Below are 19806 nucleotides of genomic sequence, written 5' to 3'. Positions count from 1 at the left end.
GGAGTTTGCGCGAACGGCGCGGGTTTGATGCACAATGCGGCTTCGTGCTGCCATCGGCCCTGCGACTGCGCTTGAGTGCCCGGCACGCCTCCTTACCTCTCCGTTTCCGTACTGCGATGAACCAGCCGACTCTGCCCGTCACCGTGCTCTCCGGTTTTCTGGGCGCCGGCAAGACCACGCTCCTGAACCATATTCTTGCCAACCGCGCCGGTCTGCGCGTGGCCGTGATCGTCAACGATCTGGCCGCCGTCAACATCGACGCGACGCTCGTGCGCGACGCCGCCGCGCTCTCGCACCTCGAAGAACAGCTTGTCGAGATGAGCAACGGTTGCATCTGCTGCACGCTACGCGACGACCTGCTGGTCGAGATCCGGCGTCTTGCCGGCGAGCAGCGTTTCGACGCGATCCTGATCGAATCGACCGGCATCGCCGAGCCGATGCCAATCGCCGAAACCTTCACCTTCGTCGACGATGACGGCAAGTCGCTCTCCGATGTCGCGTGCCTGGACACGATGGTGACGGTCGTCGACGCCTTCAACTTCCTGCGCGATTACGGTTCGGCCGACGCGCTCGCCGAACGCGGCATTGCAGCGAGCGAAGAAGACGACCGCACGCTGGTGGAATTGCTGATCGAACAGATCGAGTTCTGCGACGTACTGGTGGTGAACAAGGTCGATCTCGTCAGTGCGGACGATCTGACGCGCCTGCAGCGGATTCTCGCTCGCATCAATCCGCGCGCCGTGCAGGTGGTGAGCCGCTTTGGCGTGGTGCCGCTCGAAGAAGTGCTGGACACGAAGCGCTTCGATTTCGATGCGGCGTCGAGCGCGCCCGGCTGGCTCGCGTCGCTGGAGCATGATCACGAGCACGGGCACGATCACAGCGGCGAAGCCGACGAATTCGGCATCGGCAATTTCGTTTATCGCGCGCGCCGGCCGTTTCATCCCGAGCGTCTGTGGGCACTGCTGCATGAAGAATGGAAAGGCGTGCTACGCAGCAAGGGTTTCTTCTGGCTCGCCACGCGTAACGACATTGCCGGCTCGCTTTCACAAGCGGGCGGCGCATGCCGCCACGGCCCAGCGGGAATGTGGTGGGCCGCGCAGGATCGCAGCGAATGGCCCGACGGCGACGACGAACTCGCTGCGGAAATCGCCGCCGACTGGCATGGCGACGCGAACGACTTCAGCGTCGGCGACCGGCGTCAGGAACTGGTGATGATCGGCGTTGGTATCGACCCGGCCGTGTGGAGCGCAAAGTTCGATGCGTGCCTGCTCACCGACGACGAATACGCGTTAGGTCCGCAAGGATGGCTGCAATTTGCCGATCCATTCCCGGCTTGGGATTTCGATGCCGAAGAAGATCACGATCATGATCACGACCACGGCGATGGTGAAATCGTCCATCACCATCACTGAGCGTGCGCCGTTCAGACGAAAAAAACCCGCCCGAGGCGGGTTTCAACAACGGAGCACTGCTGTGCTTAGCGCTTGTTGACTGCGTCCTTGAACGCCTTGCCAGCCGTGAACTTGACGGTCTTGGCAGCCGGGATCTTGATGGTCTCGCCGGTCTTCGGGTTACGTCCCGTACGTGCTGCGCGCTTGCCCGAACCGAAGCTACCAAAACCGATCAACTGGACCGCATCACCCTTCGACACAGCCTTCTTGATCACTTCGAGCAACGTGTCCAGCGTTTCGCCGGTTTGAGCCTTGCTGGCGCCCGTCTGACCTGCGACGGCGTCGATCAGTTCCTGTTTGTTCATTAAGGTTCCTTTCTGGTTTAGGTTGACACGAACAGCGCGAACGCGCCGATTATACGTGCGCGGGCCGCGCCGTCGAGCAGCTACGGCTGTGCAGCTACCCGGACAACGCGACGGGCTGCTTGCGCAATGACGACCGTGCTGCCGCTTCCCTTCGCGGCGCTTGCTATGATAGCGCAGCGCAAACCCAATCTGGACAAGGGTTTCGAAGAAATACAGGCTGGTTGGCCCCATCCAGCCGTGAAATTACCATTTTTGCTATTCCTGGAATCGAAACGGCCGCCTAACCAGGGCTTTACATGAGGCTGGCGTTGGTTTTTGCCAACGTTCCAGCCGTGTTTTGAGCCGCTGCTGGCTTGCTTCTGACTTTTAGCGACTTGCTGCGCGACGGCCGGCGCGCCTCGTCCGGCAACGCTTGACCTGCTCGTCCGTAGGTTTTTCACACTGCATGACCGATCCGCTGATCCCTGCCACGCTGGCGTTTCGCGACAACGGCACGCCGTTTTCGCCTCGCCACGACGACATCTATCACAGCGCTGTGGGCAGTCTTGCCCAGGCGCAATACGTTTTCCTGCAAGGCAACGGCCTGCCGGAACGATGGCAGCGCCGACGCGTTTTCTCGGTGCTCGAGACGGGCTTCGGGATGGGCATCAACTTCCTGACGACCTGGGCCGCGTGGCGCGCCGACCCCGCAAGGTGCGAGCGGCTTCATTTCGTTTCGACGGAAAAACACCCTTTTTCACAGGCTGATCTGTTGCGCGCGTATGCCGCGACAGTTGCGGACGCATCGATTACGGGCCTCGGACAAAGCCTCGCCGACGCATGGCCGATGCTGGTTCCAGGCACCCACCGGCTTGAATTCGAAGGAGGGCGCGTCTCGCTGACACTGGTATTCGGCGACGCCGTCGACACTCTGCCGACGCTCTGGCTGCGCGCCGACGCGTTCTATCTGGATGGTTTTGCGCCGGCGAAAAATCCCGAATTGTGGACACCGGCGATCTTCAAATCGCTCGCGCGTCTCGCTGGCGAAGATGCTACGTTTTCGACCTACACGAGTTCGGGCGACGTGAAACGCGCACTCACCCAGACTGGCTTCGAGTATCGCAAGGTCGAGGGCTTCGGCTGGAAACGCGCCATGCTGGTGGGCCGTTTTGCGCCACGCTGGAGAGTGCGGCGGCACGAACCGCCCGCGCCGCTCGCCGTGGACGACCGGCATGCGGTCGTGATCGGGGCAGGGCTAGCAGGCTGCGCATTGATCGAGCGGCTCACCGCACGAGGCTGGCAGGTGACCTCGCTCGAACGGCACGATGCGTTGGCTCGCGATGCTTCGGGCAATCCCGCTGGCGTATTTCATCCCATGCTCTCGCGTGATGACAGCGTCGCCTCGCGCATCACACGCGCCGGCTTTCTATATGCACTGCAACGCTGGGCAATGCTGGCGCACGCGGGACATCGCCCGGTACGCGGCGCGGAAGGCCTGCTGCAACTCGCCGCGACCGACGAAGAAGCCAGCATGATGGCGGCGTCACTGGCGGCGTTCGGTTATCCATCTGACTACGTGACACCGCTCGAACGTGTGCAGGCAGAGAGGATTGCGAAGCTTCCGGTTGCACACGGCGGATGGCTGTTTCCACATGGAGGGTGGATCGATCCCGTCACCCTTTGCGCGGCTCAATGCGCAGCGGCGGGTCAACGACTCGAGCGCCGTTTTGGCGTTGAAGCCGCGCATGTCGAACGTTCGGGCAATCAATGGAGCGTGCTCGACGCGAATGGACACACGCTTGCGCGCGCACCGGTCGTGATCTTTGCAAACGCACATGACGCCGCGCGCGTCGCCGGCTTGCGATACTCGCCAACCCAAAGCGTGCGCGGTCAATTGACCTTGCTGCCCGCCGGCAGCGTGCCGTCGCCCGCGCTGCCCGTGATCGGCGAAGGCTACGCCGTGCCGTTGCCCGATGGCGTCACGCTGACAGGCGCAACCTACGATATCGACGATCCCGAGCGCTCCATGCAGGCTGCAGGACACATCGAAAATCTGCAACGTCTCGCACAGATGTTGCCCAGCTTCGCTACTGCGTTTGACCAGCAGCATGTTCCGTCACTAGCCGGGCGCGTCGCATTTCGCTGTGTAACGAGCGACCGCCTGCCGATGATCGGCGCGCTCGCCGACGAAGCCACCGCCATCCAGGACCGGGAGCGTCTGCGCGGCGCGTGGCCACTCGATCTGCCGCGCGCGGACGGTTTATACGGTGCGTTCGCCTATGGCTCCCGCGGCCTCGTCTGGGCCGGCCTCGGCGCCGAGCTGATCGCCTCGCAGATCGAAGGCGAACCCTGGCCGATCGAGCGCGATCTTGCCGAAGATCTCGACCCCGCACGTTTTCTACTACGTGCATTGCGTCAGGGAACAGCCCGGTAGGCAGCCAGCCAGGCGAAAAGTTATCCACGTAAGACTGTGGATAACCTGTCGGAATGCAGGCGCAAGTGATGTGGACGGCGTGTGGACGTAAACGGGGTAACTTCGTCGCGCACCAGAAACGCAAAAAGTTACCCCCGGCTCCTGGCCTCAACCGCACATCCTGTGCAGCGGGTTGTGCGTTCGACAACGCGCTGATTCGGCTCGGTAAACATGACTTATCCACAGAAATGGACCGGACTTGTTAACTGCTACTACGTATACATACGAGTAAACCAATAAACAGAAAGACCGCGGTGAGACGGCGCTTATCGAGAATGCAAAAACCTGGATCGCAGGGACTTTTGCGGCTCGGCAAAAAAGAAAACACCGACGTCGCAGATTGGTGAAGTGACAGACATCTGTGCGTCAGAGCAGAATCCAAACCGGTCGCTTTTTCTTGTTCTGCTGCGAAATACGCTCATTTTTACCGCTTCAGGCCGCAATTCGAGTGGTTTCCGTAGACCCCGAAAAGCTATGGCACAATCGCCGTTCTTTCCGCGTCCTGCCCTCCGTCAAACGGCAGACGCACCAATGGAACGGTGCCGGTCCATCGGACTCTGATTCAGATCGACGGCGCTCTTCATCCAATCGTTGTATTTCGCAACGCTGGTCGGCACAAAACACACGCAGCGATGAAGGCATTGTGTGTTGATGGGGTCACCGGTGTTCCGCCGGTTCGTGTCGCCTGCCGTTGCTCACAGCAACTCTGTTGCATGGGATTGGAGTAGGCGCTAAAGCGCCAGCCCCAGTCGACCGCGATAAAACTGCATGGGACTCGAGTAAGCGCTAAAGCGCTTACTCGGATCGACAAAGGAGAACCCACCAAGATGAAGTCGGCGTTTTCATTCTTCCCCGGCTGGCCGCTCTCACCTGATGCCATTTTCTGGGCAGGGCTCGCATTGCTCGCCGCTGGTTTGTGCGGCGAACTCTGCTATCGCGCGTGGCGCTTGCCACGCATTTCCGGTTACGCCGTTATTGGTCTGGTGGCAGGTGCCGCAGGCTTCGGTGTGATCGATACCGTTTCGGCGAAAGCTGCCCGACCCTTACTCGATGTCGCGCTCGGCCTTTTGCTGTTCGAACTCGGCAGCCGGCTCGACTTGCGCTGGATCCGGCGGAACCCCTGGTTGATTCTCTCGAGCATCGCGGAATCGACACTGACGTTCGTGCTGGTGTTGCCAGTGCTGCTGTTTCTTCATGTCCAGCTAATCGTTGCCCTGGTGCTCGCGGCGATCGCGATGGCCACTTCGCCAGCCATGGTGATCCAGCTGAAAACAGAGTTGCGTGCAGAAGGGCAGGTCACGCAGCGTTTGTTGACTTTGACAGCGCTCAACAGCATGTACGCGGTTGTGATCGAAAAACTTGTGTCAGGATGGTTGCATCAGGAAACCTACGGCAACGCATTCGCCACGATCCTGCAACCGCTTTACCTGTTGATCGGCTCACTGGTTCTCGCGTTTGCGCTCGCACGCACCTGCATCTTTTTCTATCGCCGTATGAACATGCAGGACGAGCATTCTTTCGTCGCATTGTTCGGACTTGTGCTGCTGGCCATTGCGATCGCACATCTGTTCAAGCTTTCGACCATTCTCAGTCTGCTCGCCGCCGGCATCATCGTGAAGAACATGGAAGCGCGGCCGCAGCTTTGGCCGCAGCATTTCGGCACTGCGGGCTGGTTGCTGACCGTGATTCTTTTCGTGCTGACGTTGACGTCGTTCGAATGGAAAGACATCGGCATTGGCGGACTCGCGGCACTTGGACTGATCCTTGCGCGCCTTGTTGGCAAACTGGTTGGCGTGCTCGCCTTCGCGAAACCGAGCGGATTGAACTGGAAGCAGGGTGTTGCGCTTGGACTTTCGCTTTCGCCGATGTCCGCGCTCGCCTATCTGCTGGTTGACGATACCTACAGCCTCTATCCAAATCTGGATCCCGCCTTGCGCGCGATCATGATGTGTTCGATCGTTGTACTACAGATTGTGGGACCGTGGCTCGTGTATCGCTCACTTGCGCTAGTGGGCGAACGGCGGGAATGAGCGGCTCGCCCGCTGCCGTGTTGCGCGCAAGCTGCGCGCCGCAATGCTGTGCGCCGCATTTCTGCATGCATATGCGACATTGAACATTGAAACGGCGGGGCAGGTTTAGTCTGTCCCGCGGACTTGAATCAGGGGACGCCATGTCACTCGAACGCTTCGTCGATTCGCAACCGTTCACCTTCGGTATCGAACTCGAGATGCAGATCGTCAATACTCATGACTATGATCTGACCAAAGCTGCTTCCGATCTGTTGCGGCTCATCAAGGATGAAAAAATCCCCGGCAACATCACGCCGGAGATCACCGAAAGCATGATCGAACTCTCGACCGGCATCTGCACGTCGCATGAGCAGGCGTTGACCGATCTGCGCACGATCCGCGACACGCTGGTCAGCGCCGCCGATCATCTGAACGTTGGCTTGTGCGGCGGGGGCACCCACGCTTTCCAGCAATGGAGCGACAGGCAGATCGTCGACACGCCTCGCTTTCAGTACCTTTCCGAGTTGTATGGCTACCTCGCCAAGCAGTTCACCGTGTTCGGCCAGCACGTGCATATCGGTTGTCCGAATTCGGACAGCGCGCTGTTTCTCCTACACTCGATGTCGCGTTTTATTCCACACTTCATCGCGCTTTCGGCATCGTCGCCGTTCGTGCAAGGCGTCGATACCGGCTTTCATTCGGCGCGTCTGAATTCGGTTTTTGCCTTTCCGCTGTCAGGCCGCGCGCCGTTCATGCTGACGTGGGACAGCTTCGAAGAGTACTTTTCGAAGATGGTTCACACGGGTGTCGTAAACAGCATGAAGGATTTTTACTGGGACATTCGTCCGAAGCCGGGCTTCGGCACGATCGAGGTGCGGGTGATGGATACGCCGCTGTCGGTCGACCGGGCCGCGGCGATTGCCTGCTACATCCAGACCCTTGCGCGTCATCTGCTGCTCGATAAACCGCTGACGCCGAAGGAAGACGATTACCTTGTCTACACATTTAATCGTTTCGAAGCGTGCCGCTTTGGACTGGAGGGAACCTGTATCGATCCGCAGACCGGCGAGCGTAAAACGATTTCAGAAGACATTCTCGAGACACTGGATCGGATCGCGCCGCATGCCGAGGCGCTCGGCTCGGGGAAAGCGCTGGCCGAAGTCGCTTCGATCGCGCGTGGTCAGGTCAACGATGCAACCTGGTTACGCACGGTCTTCGAACATGAAAAATCGTTGCATGAGGCGGTTCGGCAACAATGTTTGCAGTGGCGCGCGTAAGCGAATAAGGTCGGCGATGCCCGGCTGGAATCTGCAGACGGAGAATTTTTTGCGAATTTTTTTCGTCGTCCTGATTCCAGTAAGTGTTCCTTAGAGATTTCCAAAGTTTACGTATACATACGTAGTAGTAGTTAACAAGCATGACACCGGCCTGTGGACAACTGAATAATTCCCTGAAAAGTCAAAGTCATGCGTTAATGATAACTGCGCGGTTCGGACGAGGATCCAGGGTGGAAAGTCCGGATAACTTTGCGGGCGCAGAGGGGACGAAAGGCTTGTCAAGAATCGGTGCACAGGCAGTCCCGGGCCTTTTTCGGTGGTTATCCACAGGTGAGCGTGAATAACTTAGCTGTACGATTGGCCGCTCTCGCATAGAATGTCGTTTTCGCTGCTTCGGCATGGTGGAGTCGCAGACCGGTTTCAGGGAGGCGACTGTGTTGGAGATAGCAAAAAAGTGTTGTAGCGTTTGCCAGCAATGGCGTACGAAGCGGTACATTTTCGAGATAGTTGATTCAGTCCGTCCGTGGTTCGGGCGAGGCTGCCCCCACACAGGCTGCCGGCGTGTTTGGCACCCGACGGCCAGCTAAACAGCGGCATGCTGTCAATAACCAACGAAAGATTATGAGCGAAGGCGTATACGGAGAGCAGGCAACCGGGCGAGTTACCCACAGCCTATTGCGACTGAGCACGGCCATGCGAAGCCAGGCATGGGAGTGGGCCGAAGGCGCGGGACTGACGCCGACCCAGGGCGAGATTCTGGTGTTGCTGATGCAACGCAAGGGTCCGATGCGTCTGGGCGAGATCGCACGTGAAACGGCTTTGACGGCCGCGACCACAAGCGACGCAGTCAGCACTTTGGAAAGCAAGGGACTGGTCGAAAAGCGCCGTGCGCTCGACGACGGCCGCGCCCTCGCGGTACGTCTGACGGCTCGTGGCCGCACGGCAGCCAAGCGCGCTGCGCAATGGCCGGACTTCCTGTCGAAGGCAGTCGGTACACTGCGTGACGACGAGCAGGCGCTGTTCTACCGCACCTTGCTGAAGACGGTTCGTCAGCTCGAAGAGCAGGACGACATCCCGCCGCACCGCATGTGTCTGACGTGTACGCACTTCGAGCCGAGCAAGAATGCGAAGAAGACGCCGCATCATTGCAAGCTGCTCGACCTGAACATGTCGGATACGGAAGTGCGCCTGGATTGCTCCGTTCACGAAACGGCTGACGTCGCGACCCAGAAGAAGATCTGGAAGATCTACGCGCAGTAACGCGGGGTCTGCTGTAAGGCGAAACCGGTCATGGCAGCCGCTCGACGCGGCCTGCCTGGCCGGTTTTGTGCCGTCGGACGACTTATTTTTTGTTCAAACTGAGGGTGAGATGTGCCGATGAATCACGAAGTTCTGGCTATTCGCCATGTCCACTTCGAAGATCTGGGCAGTCTCGAACTGGTGCTGGGCGAGCGCAGCCGGCCGGTGCGTTATCTCGATGTCGGATTTGCCCGCATCGAGGCGCCGGATCCTGTTGCGCCTTCGCTGATGGTCATTCTCGGCGGCCCGATCAGCGCCATTGACGATGCGCGCTATCCGACCATTACGCCGCTGTTGTCGATGATCGAAAAGCGTATCGCGGCAGGTTTGCCGACCCTCGGCATTTGCCTTGGCGCGCAACTGATTGCACGCGCACTCGGCGCGCGGGTATACCGCGCACCTCAGACCGAACTTGGCTGGACGCCGCTCACGCTGACGGAAGCCGGACGCGCGTCGCCGCTTCGGCATCTGGACGGCGCACTGACCTCCATGCTTCATTGGCACGGCGATACTTTCGACCTGCCCGCAGGCGCGACGCACCTTGCGTCCACAGTCGCCTGCGAAAACCAGGCGTTCAGCTGGGGCAAACATGTGCTCGGCCTGCAATGCCACCCGGAAATCCGGGCCGACCGTTTCGAGCCCTGGCTGATCGGCAATGCCGGGGAAATCGCCTCTGAAGGCATCGATGTGCGTGAACTCCGTGCCGATACCGCCCGGTTGGGTCCGCGCCTGGAAGAGGGCGCGCGCCTGATGTTCGGCGAGTGGCTCGATCAGGTCGAGAAGAAGGCATAAACCGTACGTAGTGCCAGGCGCAATAGCGGCCGGGCATCGGGTGCCGCGGCTGATGGATACGTACTGCTGTCCAGCAACGAATCGGGCACGGTGCTATCCTCATTCGCTCTTCCGCAATCCCAAAGGCGTAATCCATGAGCGCGCTTTTCTCTCCGCTCACGCTGCGTAGCGTGACACTTGCTAATCGCATTGTTGTGTCGCCAATGTGTCAATACTCCGCCGAGCGCGGCGAGGCGACCGCATGGCACATGATCCATCTGGGCAGCATGGCGTTATCGGGCGCAGGCATGCTGTGCGTCGAGGCCACGGCGGTCGAACCCGATGGCCGCATCACCCCGGGCGATCTCGGCCTCTGGGACGACGCGACCGAAGCCGCACTCGTGCCGGTGCTTGCAGCTATCCGCAAACACTCCTCGATCCCGGTCGCGATGCAACTCGCGCACGCCGGGCGCAAGGCCTCGAGCCACACGCCATGGGACGGCGGTCAGCTGATTCCGGTTGCCGAGGGCGGGTGGTTGCCCCACGCACCGTCTTCGCTGCCGCACAAAGCAGGCGAGGAACCGCCGCTCGCGCTCGATACGCCGGGTCTCAACCGCATTCGCGAGGCGTTTGCGGCATCGGCCCGACGCGCAGCGCGTCTTGGTATCGACGCGCTGGAAGTGCATGGCGCACACGGCTATCTGCTGCATCAGTTCCTGTCGCCGATCGCCAATCAACGACAGGACGAATATGGCGGTTCGCGTGAAAACCGCATGCGCTTTCCGCTGGAGATATTCGAAATCGTGCGTGCCGCGTTTCCGGCCGACAAGCCGGTCGGCGTGCGGGTTTCCGCAACCGACTGGGTCGAAGGCGGCTGGAGTCTCGATGACACGATCGCCTTCGCGCAGGAGTTGAAAAAGCGCGGTTGCGACTGGATCGACGTGTCGTCAGGAGGCGTCTCGCCGTTGCAGAAGATCCCGCTCGAACCGGGTTATCAGGTTCCGTTCGCGCGCGCGGTGAAGCAGGCTACGGGCCTCCCCACGATCGCAGTGGGTCTCATCACCGATCCGCTGCACGCCGAGCAACTGATCGAAGAAGGTGACGCAGACCTGATCGCATTGGCTCGCGGACTGCTCTACAACCCGCGCTGGCCGTGGCATGCCGCCGCCCAACTGGGCGCGACAGTCGAAGCGCCGCCGCAATACTGGCGCTCGCAACCGCGCGATCAGAAAGCGCTGTTTGGTGAGATTTCGTTCGGACAGCGTTAGATCTGTCGCCGGCACAACATGCTGATGCTTGTTTGACGGTTGAAGGAAGCCATAGCAAGCGTGTACGATGCCGGATGTGACGCAAGTGCGTTGCAAGATGACGCGGCGCCTGCATGGCGCCGCGTTTGCTATTCGCGTCGGAAAATCCGGCTGCTGGCGTGTCGCCGGTGCTGACGAAAGCCGGGATGTTCACCTCAAGTTCTTCACAAGGATTCATTCAATGAGTTCACGCAGGATCGCCGTGCGCCGTTCTGGAGTGCATGGCAAAGGCGTGTTTGCGGTCGAACCGATTGCGGCCGGCGAGCGCCTGATCGAATACAAGGGCGAGCGGATCTCGTGGAAAGAAGCTTTGCGACGTCATCCACACAATCCGAAAGAGCCGAACCATACGTTTTACTTCGCGCTGGATGGCGGGGGCGTCATCGACGGCAAGGTGGACGGCAATAGCGCGCGCTGGATCAACCACTCGTGCGCGCCGAACTGCGAAGCCGAAGAAATCGACGGGCACGTGTACGTTCACGCGCTGCGCGACATCGAGGCCGACGAAGAACTGTTCTACGACTACGGCCTCGTGATCGACGCACGTCAGACCAAGAAGCTGCAGAAGGAGTACGAGTGCCGGTGCGGCGCGCGAAAATGCCGTGGCACCATGCTGGCGCCGCCGGAAAAGAGCGACAAGAAGGGCAAGAAAAAGAAGAAGTAATGCCCGCGCACAGTCTTTGGATGGCCGGCCATGGCGCGGCCATCCAGGGCGAGAAAACTACTGCGAAATAACAGATCGATCGGCGCCTGGTGCGCCGATTTTTTTGGTGCGCCGGTTCTCGGTGTCGCGCACTGCTTCGGCGCGAATGAGCGGAATCCGCGCGATAAAGCGGGCCCCGCCTTCCGGTGCATCCTCGTAATGCACGCTGCCGTGATGCAGCACCATGATGTCGTGAACGATGGCGAGGCCAAGGCCCGCGCCGCTATCGACTCCATTTTCGCTCTGGCCGTCGCCGCGGAAAAACCGTTTGAAGAGATCAGCCTGCTGCACCAGCGGCACACCTGGCCCGTTATCTTCGACGACGATCTCAGCCATCCGCACATCGCCGACGGTGCTCTGCGAGACGGTGACCGTGATACGCCCGCCGTCGAAGCGCGAGGGCGGCACATACTTCAGCGCGTTGTCGAGCAGGTTGGCAATCACCTCATGCAGCAGCACCGGGTTGCCGCGCGCGATCAGCGGGCGATCGTTGGCGGGGTCGTCCAGACGCTGGAAACCGAGGTCGACGTGCACGGCGAGCGCACGCGGCACCCATTCGGCACCGGTGTCGAAGGCGAGCGCCGCCATGTCGACGTTGACGAAGCGCGCGGCCTGCTCGCCAGGCTCGGCGCGCGCCAGCGATAACAACTGGTTCGACAGACGCACCGCACGGTCCGCAGCGGCGCGCAGTTCACGCACGGCCGCCAACGTGTGTTGCGGATCGCGGGCGATGGCCGCCTGTTCCGCATGCAATTTGACGGCGGTAAGCGGCGTGCGCAGCTGATGTGCTGCGTCAGCGATGAACTTGCGCTGGGCGTCGAGTGCGGATTTCAGGCGGTCGAGCAGCGCGTTCAGTGCACCCGTCAGCGGACGGATTTCGACCGGCACGTAGGTTTCGTCAACCGGCTCGAGCGACGTGTGGGTCTGCCGGTTCAGCGAGTCGGCCAGATCGGTGAGTGGGTTGAGCTGCTGGTTCACCACCCGCCATACGATTACCCAGCCGGCGAGCAGCAGCAGCAGCAACGGCATCATGATGGCAACCAGGAATTCGGCGGCGATCTCGATGCGGTGCTCGACCGGCTGCCCCACCTCGATGACGATCGGGTTGCCCGTTGGCTGATCGACGCGTACCTGCGCAACCCGCATCGTGACGCCTTGATACTGCGTTTCGAACACGTAGGCGTAGTGCATGATGCGCACGCTTTTGCCCTGCAGCGGCAGTTTGGCATCGCCGGCGATTTCAGTGTCGCCGTCGCTGATCCGGTAGATCAGGTGCTCGATAGGATCGGAGAACATGGCCTGGGCGAGCGGCGGCACCGTCGCCTTCGCATTCGGGCCAGCAATCTGGATTTGTCTGGAGATGGCCGTGGCGAGGTCCGCCAGCGACCGGTCGACCACGTGCTGCGTGTACTGCCACGCGAGCCAGTAAGCGATCAGGCCGCTCATCAGAGCGAGCAGGGAGAGGGGAGCGGCAAGGCGGCGCAGCAGCGTGCGACGCAGGCTATTCGCGGCCGGGTGGGGCATGGTCGAACGCGATAAAAGAGGCCGAGCGGCACGTGAGCCGCTGAAAGCCGCTGGGCAACGGCGAACCGCGCATCCTCGCGATGGATGCGCCATGCCGGCCCAGCGCCGTCAGGTCATCGGGCCGCGATGGCGACCCTGGACCTTCATGGCCATTATGCGGCCTGACGGATTTCCTGCAACAGGTAGCCGAAGCCACGCACCGTGACGATTTCGACACGGCAGTTTTCGAGCTTTTTGCGCACACGGTGCACGTAGACTTCGATCGCGGTGTCGCCGAGATCGCCGCCGAAGTGCGTCAGGTGATCCTGCAACTGCGCTTTGCTGACCACGCGGCCATGACGCAGCAGCAGCATTTCGAGCACCGCGAATTCGCGTGGCGACAGTTCGAGCGGCTTGTCGTCGTTGAAGATGCGGCGATCGACGCCCGACAGGCGCACGCCGCCCAACGACACTTCCGGACGCGGCATGTCGCCGTGCGGACCGCTGCGGCGCATCACGGCACGGATGCGTGCTTCGAGCTCGGCCGGTTCAAACGGTTTCAGCATGTAGTCGTCGGCGCCGGAATTCAGGCCCTGGACGCGGTCGTTCAGTTCGTCGCGCGCGGTCAGCACGATCACCGGCGTATGCCGGTTGCTCTGGCGAAAACGCGAGAGCAACGTCATGCCGTCGATGCCAGGCAAGCCCAGATCGAGGATCACGAGCTCGTGACGGTTTTGCGTGAGGGCCTGTTCGGCGAAAATGCCGTCGTGGACCATGTCGACCGTGAAGCCGGCTTGTTCGAGACTGCTTTGGATGCCGCGTGCGATGGGGCGGTCATCTTCGATCAGAAGGAGTCGCATGGGTTTCGCTCAAGTACAATGGGTTTAGGCGTTCGGGCACGCGGTTCGCCGGGGCGCCTGCTGCACAGGGTGCCTGGCGGCGTCGCCGTACCTGCGCGTCCATCGAGCGATCACGAGAGTCATGTCCGATATAACGATCCACGAACTGGAAGCCGCGATCAACTTCTGGCGCGCCCGCTCACCTTCGAGCGGCGACGAACTCGTTCTGTGCAAGGAGGCAAGCGCGCTCTCCAAGCCGTATGCGCTGATGATTGTACAGCGTCGGAACGCGCTACCACCGGAAGGTTTGGATGAGACCGCGAGGGAAGCATGGAATTCTTACGTTCGCCTTAAGAATGGCCTGTAGAAGTGAAGGTTTGCGCGTCTGAATGCCTGCAAAGCGCTTTCATCGTACTGCAAACGCACTTTTATGCACGACATTCACCACCAGTTTTACTGTGCCCCTATGGCGATCTGATCGATAAAACGGGCCAGCAAAATGTCCCGTTCCGTTAGCCCATTCGCCTCATGCGTCGACAAGGTGATCTCCACCTTGTTATAGACGTTGAACCACTCCGGGTGGTGGTCCATTTCCTGGGCCTTGATTGCGACCCGCGTCATGAAACCGAACGCCTCGTTGAAATCGGCAAACTTGAGTTGTCGCTGGATCGCGTCGCGGCCGGCTACGGCTACCCAGCCGCGCAACTCGCCCAATTGCGTGGAACGCTCTTCGGAAGTGAGTTTGTGAATCATGAGGATACCTCCTGATCTGCAGTGGTGCACCTTAGCGCAACCGTCTTGGCGGCCGGTAGCGCGCCCGCATCGGAGCGGCGCGCATTGCGCGGACATTGGCCTATTTTTTCACGGATCAAGGCTCGGCGCAGGGCGATGCGTGTTTGAGCATGTGCGGAGGTGACGGCCGCGCAGGAGAGGTATGCTGGTCGGACTCGTTGCGACGGCTTCACGTGTCAGGCAGCTCAGACATTGCTATGCGCGGTGCGGTAAATGCTTATAGAGAGCGTGAACGAAGCATAGATTGAGTTATGTATGCAATAATCGTGCATTAAACGATATATTGATGCGGGGAATCATCATGCTTGAACTTGATCACTTCGATCTCGCGTTGCTCGAGGTCTTGCAGCGCTTTGGACGGGCGACGCATCAACAACTCGGCGAGCAGGTACCGCTGTCGCCGTCGCAGATTGGCCGGCGGTTGCAGCGTCTCGAGCAGCTGGGCGTGGTGGACGGCTATCGCGTGGTGCTGCGGCCCGAAAAGCTGGGCCTCGGCGTGACCGCGTTTACGAGTCTGAAGCTCAAGCATCACGGCGACTCGATCGTCGAACAGTTCCAGCAGCAGATTGATATGCTGCCCGAGGTGCTCGAGTGCCACGCGGTGGTCGGCGATGCGGATTATCTGCTGCGCATTGTTGCGCCCGATCTGAACGCGCTGTCGTCGTTTGTTATGAAGAAGCTGATGCGCGTGCCGGGGGTGGACAGTGTGCGCTCGAATATCGTGCTCACTACATTCAAGCGCAACGGGCCGTTGCCGTTGGGGCATCTGGCGCCGGGGGCCGCCGCCGGCCAGGCAGGCAGCGGGCGGTGACCCGCCGGGCGGTCCTGCTGGCCACCTGACGGACTATGCAACCTTGCGCGGCTCGCTATCCGGGCTGAGCAGATCCACATACGCGACGGCCACCAGATCCGACTCCGGCACCCCTAGCTTCGCAAACATCTCGTGCGCTTCAGCGTGCCCGTCTTCCTCCTCGTCGTCCTGCGCGAGGAGCACTTCCAGCTCGACAAAGTCACCCAGACCGTCCACCCGGTCGAGGTGAATCCGCGTACGTCCGATCGTGTAGACGTGGCGTTCCTTGGTGACGATGCCACGTGTGGTCAATGCCGTGGCGAGCAGCGAGTGCATGGCTTCCGGATTGGTCACGGGGCTGCGCGTGTAGTACGAAGCCTTGGGGCCGTCGCGGTCGTCGCGCTGATAGAAGATCAGTTCAGCGGGCGTGCCGTCGTCGAACTGCCGCAGCTTGAGGCGGCCACGCGGCACATCGTAGAAGAAGTCCTGCTGGCGGAAGATCAGCGGAGCCTCGGGCGACAGTTCCGCGGCGCGTTCGCTGAGTTGATCGAAGTGCTGGGCGCGGGCTTTGATTTCGATGTTGCGGGCCATGTCAGGCTCCTGAGGAAGGATGGATTTTCGGCGGCTTCGGGTGGGACAGGATGAAGCGTGCCGTGAAGGACAAACTCGAACGAACTCAAAACAAAAGCGCTGCGCGGACAACGTGCGCGAACCCTGAATCTAGCAAAAAGCGCGTGACCGTGGCGTTACGTTGGCGGTGATTTGGGTGATTCATGTGATTCGCCGCCGCAAGCCTTCTCGCTGTCATGAGCCGGACTCATATCGCCCATTGCTGCTCGATGAGCTTGAGGGCGGCGGCGATGGCCGGATCGTCCTTGCGGGTGGCTAGCGTGACGAAGCTCAACTGGGTCGGCACCGTTACACCCTCGACGATGGTGAGCGCGTGCGCATGGGCCTCGGCGATGGCGGTTGCGTCGCGCACGAGGGTCAGGCCAACGCCGGATTTGACCAGATCGAGCATCGACGGCTCCTGATCGACCTCAGCCACCTTAACAGGCTTGACGCCGGCCTCGGCAAAGCGGCGCGACAGAAGCCGGTGATGGGCGGACGCGGGCGGCGTCCAGATCCACGGCAGGGCGGCGAGCGCGCGCCAGTCGCGCGCGCCTTTAACGCGGTCTTTCCAGCCGGCGGGCGCGAGCACGCGGTACTGGAAGTGCGTCAGCGTGACGGCGTGGAAGATGGCGCTGTCACGCGTTTCGTCGTCCGATGGCTGGCCGATGTAGTAGCCGACATCGAGCTCGCCTGTACGGATCTGCTCGAGGACCCAGCCGGACATGCCATGGCGCAGCGCTGTTTCGATGTGTGGCCAGGTCTCGACGAGTTGTTTGAGGAAACCGCCGAGGCGGAGGAATTCCGGATCGAGGATGGTGCCAATGCGTAAGCGGCCGCGCACTTCGTGGCGTAATGAAGCGGCGGCGCGGTCTACGTCGCTGGCGGCGGTGAGGGCTCGTTCTGCGTGGGGGAGAAGCGCCTGGCCGTCGCGGGTTAATGATAGGCCGTGGGAGGTACGGGTAAACAATGTCAGGCCTAGCGTTTCCTGCAGGTGCTTGATCTGTAGGCTGACGGCTGGTTGGGTTAGGTGTAGTTGCACCGCTGCACGCGTGAGGTTGCCCTCGTGGGCGACAGTGACGAATGCTCGTAGCAGGGTTAGGTCCATCTGCTGATATTAGCGCGGCTTATACGGCAGTTGAGCATTACTCATTAGATTTTGGTCGGGGTGGGGCTTACGCTTTGGGTTTTGTTGTTGCCTGTGCGGCGCTGGTCCGTGTTCCTGCGGGGTTGGCCTTTCCTTGCTTTGTCAGTGGTCTATTAGCGTCGCCTCTGTGCGCTCACCCTCCGTGACAAAGGACTCATTCATCCCGCCCACGCGCAGCGTGGCGGATGGGTCCTCGAGGGTGGGGTGCGAGCGTCGACTTGCAAGGCAATGCGGAAAGTGTTTGGATACCTAAGTATGACGTTACACGATAAGCGAATGGACAAGGAATTGTGCAGCGACGGCGGGGTGCGAAACGAACACCCGCGCACACGTCCCCTGCTTTCCTCGGTAAACCCATCCGCAACGCACCTAGTGCGGAGTGGGGTGGATGAGTCCTTTGTCACGAGCTCGTGTGGTGCGAGCGCACGTTTCGTGCGCGGACCACTCCGTGTTCACACGAGTGGTGGACACCTACGAGCTAGCGGTTGGAAGCCCGCTTTCTTTGCTTACTTTCTTTGCGGCGGCAAAGAAAGTAAGTGCCGCCCCGCACAGGGGCGAAGCCAATAGACCACTAACAAAGCAAGGAAAGGCCAACGCCACAGTAACACCAACGAACCAAGGCGCCGCAGGCAAAAAACAAACCACGCCAAGCAGACAAAAAGCAGCAATCCGGAGACAAAGCAATGACCACAACCCAACAGAGCGCTGCCCGAACGCAGGAGGGCGAATACGACTACATAATAGTAGGCGCCGGCACAGCCGGCTGCGTGCTAGCAAACCGCCTGAGCGAAGACCCAGAAATATCAGTACTTCTACTGGAAGCCGGCGGCAAGGACGACTACCACTGGATCCACGTCCCGGTAGGGTACCTGTACTGCATCGGCAACCCCCGCACCGACTGGCTCTACAAAACACGAGAAGAACCCGGCCTGAACGGCCGCACCCTCTCATACCCACGCGGCAGAGTCCTGGGCGGTAGCTCCTCAATAAACGGCATGATCTATATGCGCGGCCAGCGCGAAGACTACGATGAATGGGCCCGCGTCACCAATGACCCCTCGTGGTCCTGGAACAACGTCCTCCCCATCTTCAGACGCAGCGAAGACTACTACGGCGGCGCCAACGAATCGCACGGCTCCGGCGGCCCGTGGCGCGTCGAAAAACAACGCCTCAAGTGGAAAATCCTCGAAACGTTCTCGCAAGCCGCGCAGCAAGCCGGTCTCCCTGCCACCGATGACTTCAATCGCGGTGACAACACCGGCGTCGGCTATTTCGACGTGAACCAGAAGCGCGGTGTTCGCTGGAACGCCTCGAAGGCCTTTCTGCGGCCCGCGCTGAAGCGCCCGAATCTCACCATCATTACGGGTGCGCTGACGCAACGCGTCGTCTTCGATGGGCGTCGCTGCACCGGCGTCGAATATCGCGGCGATAACACCAATTATTTCGCCAAGGCCCGTTGTGAAGTCATCCTCAGTTCTGGCGCCGTCAACTCGCCGCAATTGCTCGAGCTCTCCGGTATCGGTAATGGCGTACGTCTGCAAAACCTCGGCATCGACGTCGTCCATGACCTGCGCGGTGTAGGTGAGAATCTCCAGGATCATCTGCAATTGCGGATGGCCTACAAGGTCGATGGCGTGCGCACCCTCAACACCGCCTCCGCGCACTGGTGGGGCAAGCTCATGATTGGTCTGGAGTACGCGCTGTTTCAGAGCGGACCCATGGCAATGGCGCCGTCCCAACTCGGCGCCTTTGCGAAGTCGGACCCGGAAGACCGCTCGCTCACGCGGCCCGATCTCGAGTATCACGTGCAGCCGCTCTCGCTCGATCGCTTCGGTGAGCCCCTGCATCGCTTCAACGCGTTTACCGCCTCGGTGTGTCATTTGCGTCCCACCTCGCGCGGCAGTATTCATATCACCTCGCCCGAGGCCGATGCGCCGCCGCTGATCGCGCCCAATTACCTGTCCACGGATTACGACCGGCACGTTGCCGCCAATGCCGTGCGTCTCACGCGGCGTATCGCTGCGGCGCCCGCATTGGCCCCGTATCGGCCGCAGGAGATTCTTCCCGGCATTGAGTTTCAGACTGAAGAGGAACTGCAGCGGGCGGCCGGCAAGGTCGGTACGACGATCTTTCATCCGGTCGGCACCTGTCGCATGGGTAGCGCGGACGATCCCGCCGCCGTCGTCGACCAGCGTCTGCGCGTGATCGGAGTCGAGGGTTTGCGCGTAGTCGATGCCTCGGTGATGCCCACCATCACCTCGGGCAACACCAACTCTCCAACGCTGATGATCGCCGAGCGCGCGAGCGACATGATTCGCGAGGATCGTCGTGCACGCGCTGCGGCGCAGGCATTGCAGACAAATTCCACCGCTTCGATGTCCATTGCATGACAGGCAGGCCCGTTGCGCGCCGCGGGTCCCGCGGCGCGCAATTGCATACTAAGTGCAAATCCCGATGAATGCGGTGCATCATTGGCGCGACAATGACGCCATGCTGCGTCGCGCGCCATGGATTACCGTCCGCATTGGTGCACCACGCCAACGATCGGCACG

16 protein-coding genes and 1 pseudogene are annotated in these 19806 nt (G+C 60.9%); 11 read left to right on the top strand and 6 right to left on the bottom strand.

From position 1 onward, the window contains the following. The first annotated feature begins 116 nt into the window (after window positions 1-116). A complete protein-coding gene (locus BUS06_RS03275) occupies window positions 117-1412 on the top strand; it encodes a GTP-binding protein (RefSeq protein ID WP_074262968.1) in 1296 nt (431 codons plus the stop codon). A gap of 65 nt (window positions 1413-1477) precedes the next feature. On the opposite strand, the gene BUS06_RS03270 is transcribed toward BUS06_RS03275, so the two are convergent. After that, entirely contained in the window at window positions 1478-1756 is a 279-nt protein-coding gene (locus BUS06_RS03270; RefSeq protein ID WP_074262967.1) for an HU family DNA-binding protein, read from the bottom strand. Between the two features lie 445 nt (window positions 1757-2201). Between BUS06_RS03270 and mnmC the strand changes: the two genes are divergently transcribed. The 7 genes from mnmC to BUS06_RS03235 all read left to right on the top strand — a co-directional run bounded on the left by mnmC (window position 2202) and on the right by BUS06_RS03235 (window position 11535). Beyond that, window positions 2202-4169, top strand: coding sequence for a bifunctional tRNA (5-methylaminomethyl-2-thiouridine)(34)-methyltransferase MnmC2/FAD-dependent 5-carboxymethylaminomethyl-2-thiouridine(34) oxidoreductase MnmC1 (gene mnmC / locus BUS06_RS03265; protein WP_074262966.1), 1968 nt, complete (start codon window positions 2202-2204; stop codon window positions 4167-4169). A gap of 866 nt (window positions 4170-5035) precedes the next feature. Further along, entirely contained in the window at window positions 5036-6238 is a 1203-nt protein-coding gene (locus BUS06_RS03260; RefSeq protein WP_074262965.1) for a cation:proton antiporter, read from the top strand. A 140-nt stretch (window positions 6239-6378) separates the two neighbouring features. After that, window positions 6379-7494, top strand: a complete 1116-nt coding sequence (locus BUS06_RS03255) for a YbdK family carboxylate-amine ligase (protein WP_074262964.1) — start codon at window positions 6379-6381, stop codon at window positions 7492-7494. Window positions 7495-8115: 621 nt separating this feature from the next. Then, window positions 8116-8754: a MarR family winged helix-turn-helix transcriptional regulator gene (locus BUS06_RS03250; RefSeq protein WP_074262963.1), complete on the top strand. Its 639-nt coding sequence runs from the start codon at window positions 8116-8118 to the stop codon at window positions 8752-8754. A gap of 117 nt (window positions 8755-8871) precedes the next feature. Next, complete coding sequence (locus tag BUS06_RS03245) at window positions 8872-9585, top strand: glutamine amidotransferase (RefSeq protein ID WP_074262962.1); 714 nt, start codon at window positions 8872-8874, stop codon at window positions 9583-9585. A gap of 134 nt (window positions 9586-9719) precedes the next feature. Beyond that, a complete protein-coding gene (locus tag BUS06_RS03240) occupies window positions 9720-10832 on the top strand; it encodes an NADH:flavin oxidoreductase/NADH oxidase (protein WP_074262961.1) in 1113 nt (370 codons plus the stop codon). 220 nt (window positions 10833-11052) lie between these two features. Next, entirely contained in the window at window positions 11053-11535 is a 483-nt protein-coding gene (locus BUS06_RS03235; protein WP_074265886.1) for an SET domain-containing protein, read from the top strand. A gap of 71 nt (window positions 11536-11606) precedes the next feature. Here BUS06_RS03235 and BUS06_RS03230 read toward each other — a convergent pair. Both BUS06_RS03230 and BUS06_RS03225 read right to left on the bottom strand, forming a co-directional pair. Then, a pseudogene (locus BUS06_RS03230) lies at window positions 11607-13098 on the bottom strand (sensor histidine kinase N-terminal domain-containing protein); the annotation flags it as partial. 152 nt (window positions 13099-13250) lie between these two features. After that, on the bottom strand, window positions 13251-13937 hold the full coding sequence (locus tag BUS06_RS03225; RefSeq protein WP_074262960.1) for a response regulator transcription factor: 687 nt from the start codon (window positions 13935-13937) through the stop codon (window positions 13251-13253). Window positions 13938-14058: 121 nt separating this feature from the next. Between BUS06_RS03225 and BUS06_RS03220 the strand changes: the two genes are divergently transcribed. Then, window positions 14059-14283, top strand: coding sequence for a DUF3717 domain-containing protein (locus BUS06_RS03220; RefSeq protein ID WP_074262959.1), 225 nt, complete (start codon window positions 14059-14061; stop codon window positions 14281-14283). An 86-nt stretch (window positions 14284-14369) separates the two neighbouring features. Here the strand turns inward: BUS06_RS03220 and BUS06_RS03215 are convergent, their stop codons facing one another. Continuing rightward, window positions 14370-14669 (bottom strand): 4a-hydroxytetrahydrobiopterin dehydratase, encoded by a 300-nt coding sequence (locus BUS06_RS03215; protein ID WP_074262958.1) that lies wholly within the window; start codon window positions 14667-14669, stop codon window positions 14370-14372. Between the two features lie 340 nt (window positions 14670-15009). Here BUS06_RS03215 and BUS06_RS03210 point away from each other — a divergent pair, with 340 nt between their 5' ends. Beyond that, window positions 15010-15519, top strand: a complete 510-nt coding sequence (locus BUS06_RS03210; protein WP_074265885.1) for an Lrp/AsnC family transcriptional regulator — start codon at window positions 15010-15012, stop codon at window positions 15517-15519. A gap of 33 nt (window positions 15520-15552) precedes the next feature. Here BUS06_RS03210 and BUS06_RS03205 read toward each other — a convergent pair whose 3' ends face one another. Both BUS06_RS03205 and BUS06_RS03200 read right to left on the bottom strand, forming a co-directional pair. After that, the gene (locus BUS06_RS03205) at window positions 15553-16089 is read right to left on the bottom strand and encodes a class IV adenylate cyclase (protein WP_074262957.1); all 537 of its coding nucleotides are present in this window, start codon (window positions 16087-16089) and stop codon (window positions 15553-15555) included. Between the two features lie 226 nt (window positions 16090-16315). Next, window positions 16316-17215, bottom strand: coding sequence for a LysR family transcriptional regulator (locus BUS06_RS03200; RefSeq protein ID WP_074262956.1), 900 nt, complete (start codon window positions 17213-17215; stop codon window positions 16316-16318). Between the two features lie 722 nt (window positions 17216-17937). Here BUS06_RS03200 and BUS06_RS03195 point away from each other — a divergent pair. Beyond that, entirely contained in the window at window positions 17938-19644 is a 1707-nt protein-coding gene (locus BUS06_RS03195) for a GMC family oxidoreductase (RefSeq protein ID WP_074262955.1), read from the top strand. Window positions 19645-19806: the final 162 nt, after the last annotated feature.

It is taken from the genome of Paraburkholderia phenazinium, from assembly GCF_900141745.1.
Taxonomy (GTDB): Bacteria; Pseudomonadota; Gammaproteobacteria; order Burkholderiales; family Burkholderiaceae; genus Paraburkholderia; species Paraburkholderia phenazinium_B.
This window is presented reverse-complemented; position numbering and strand designations above follow the sequence as displayed.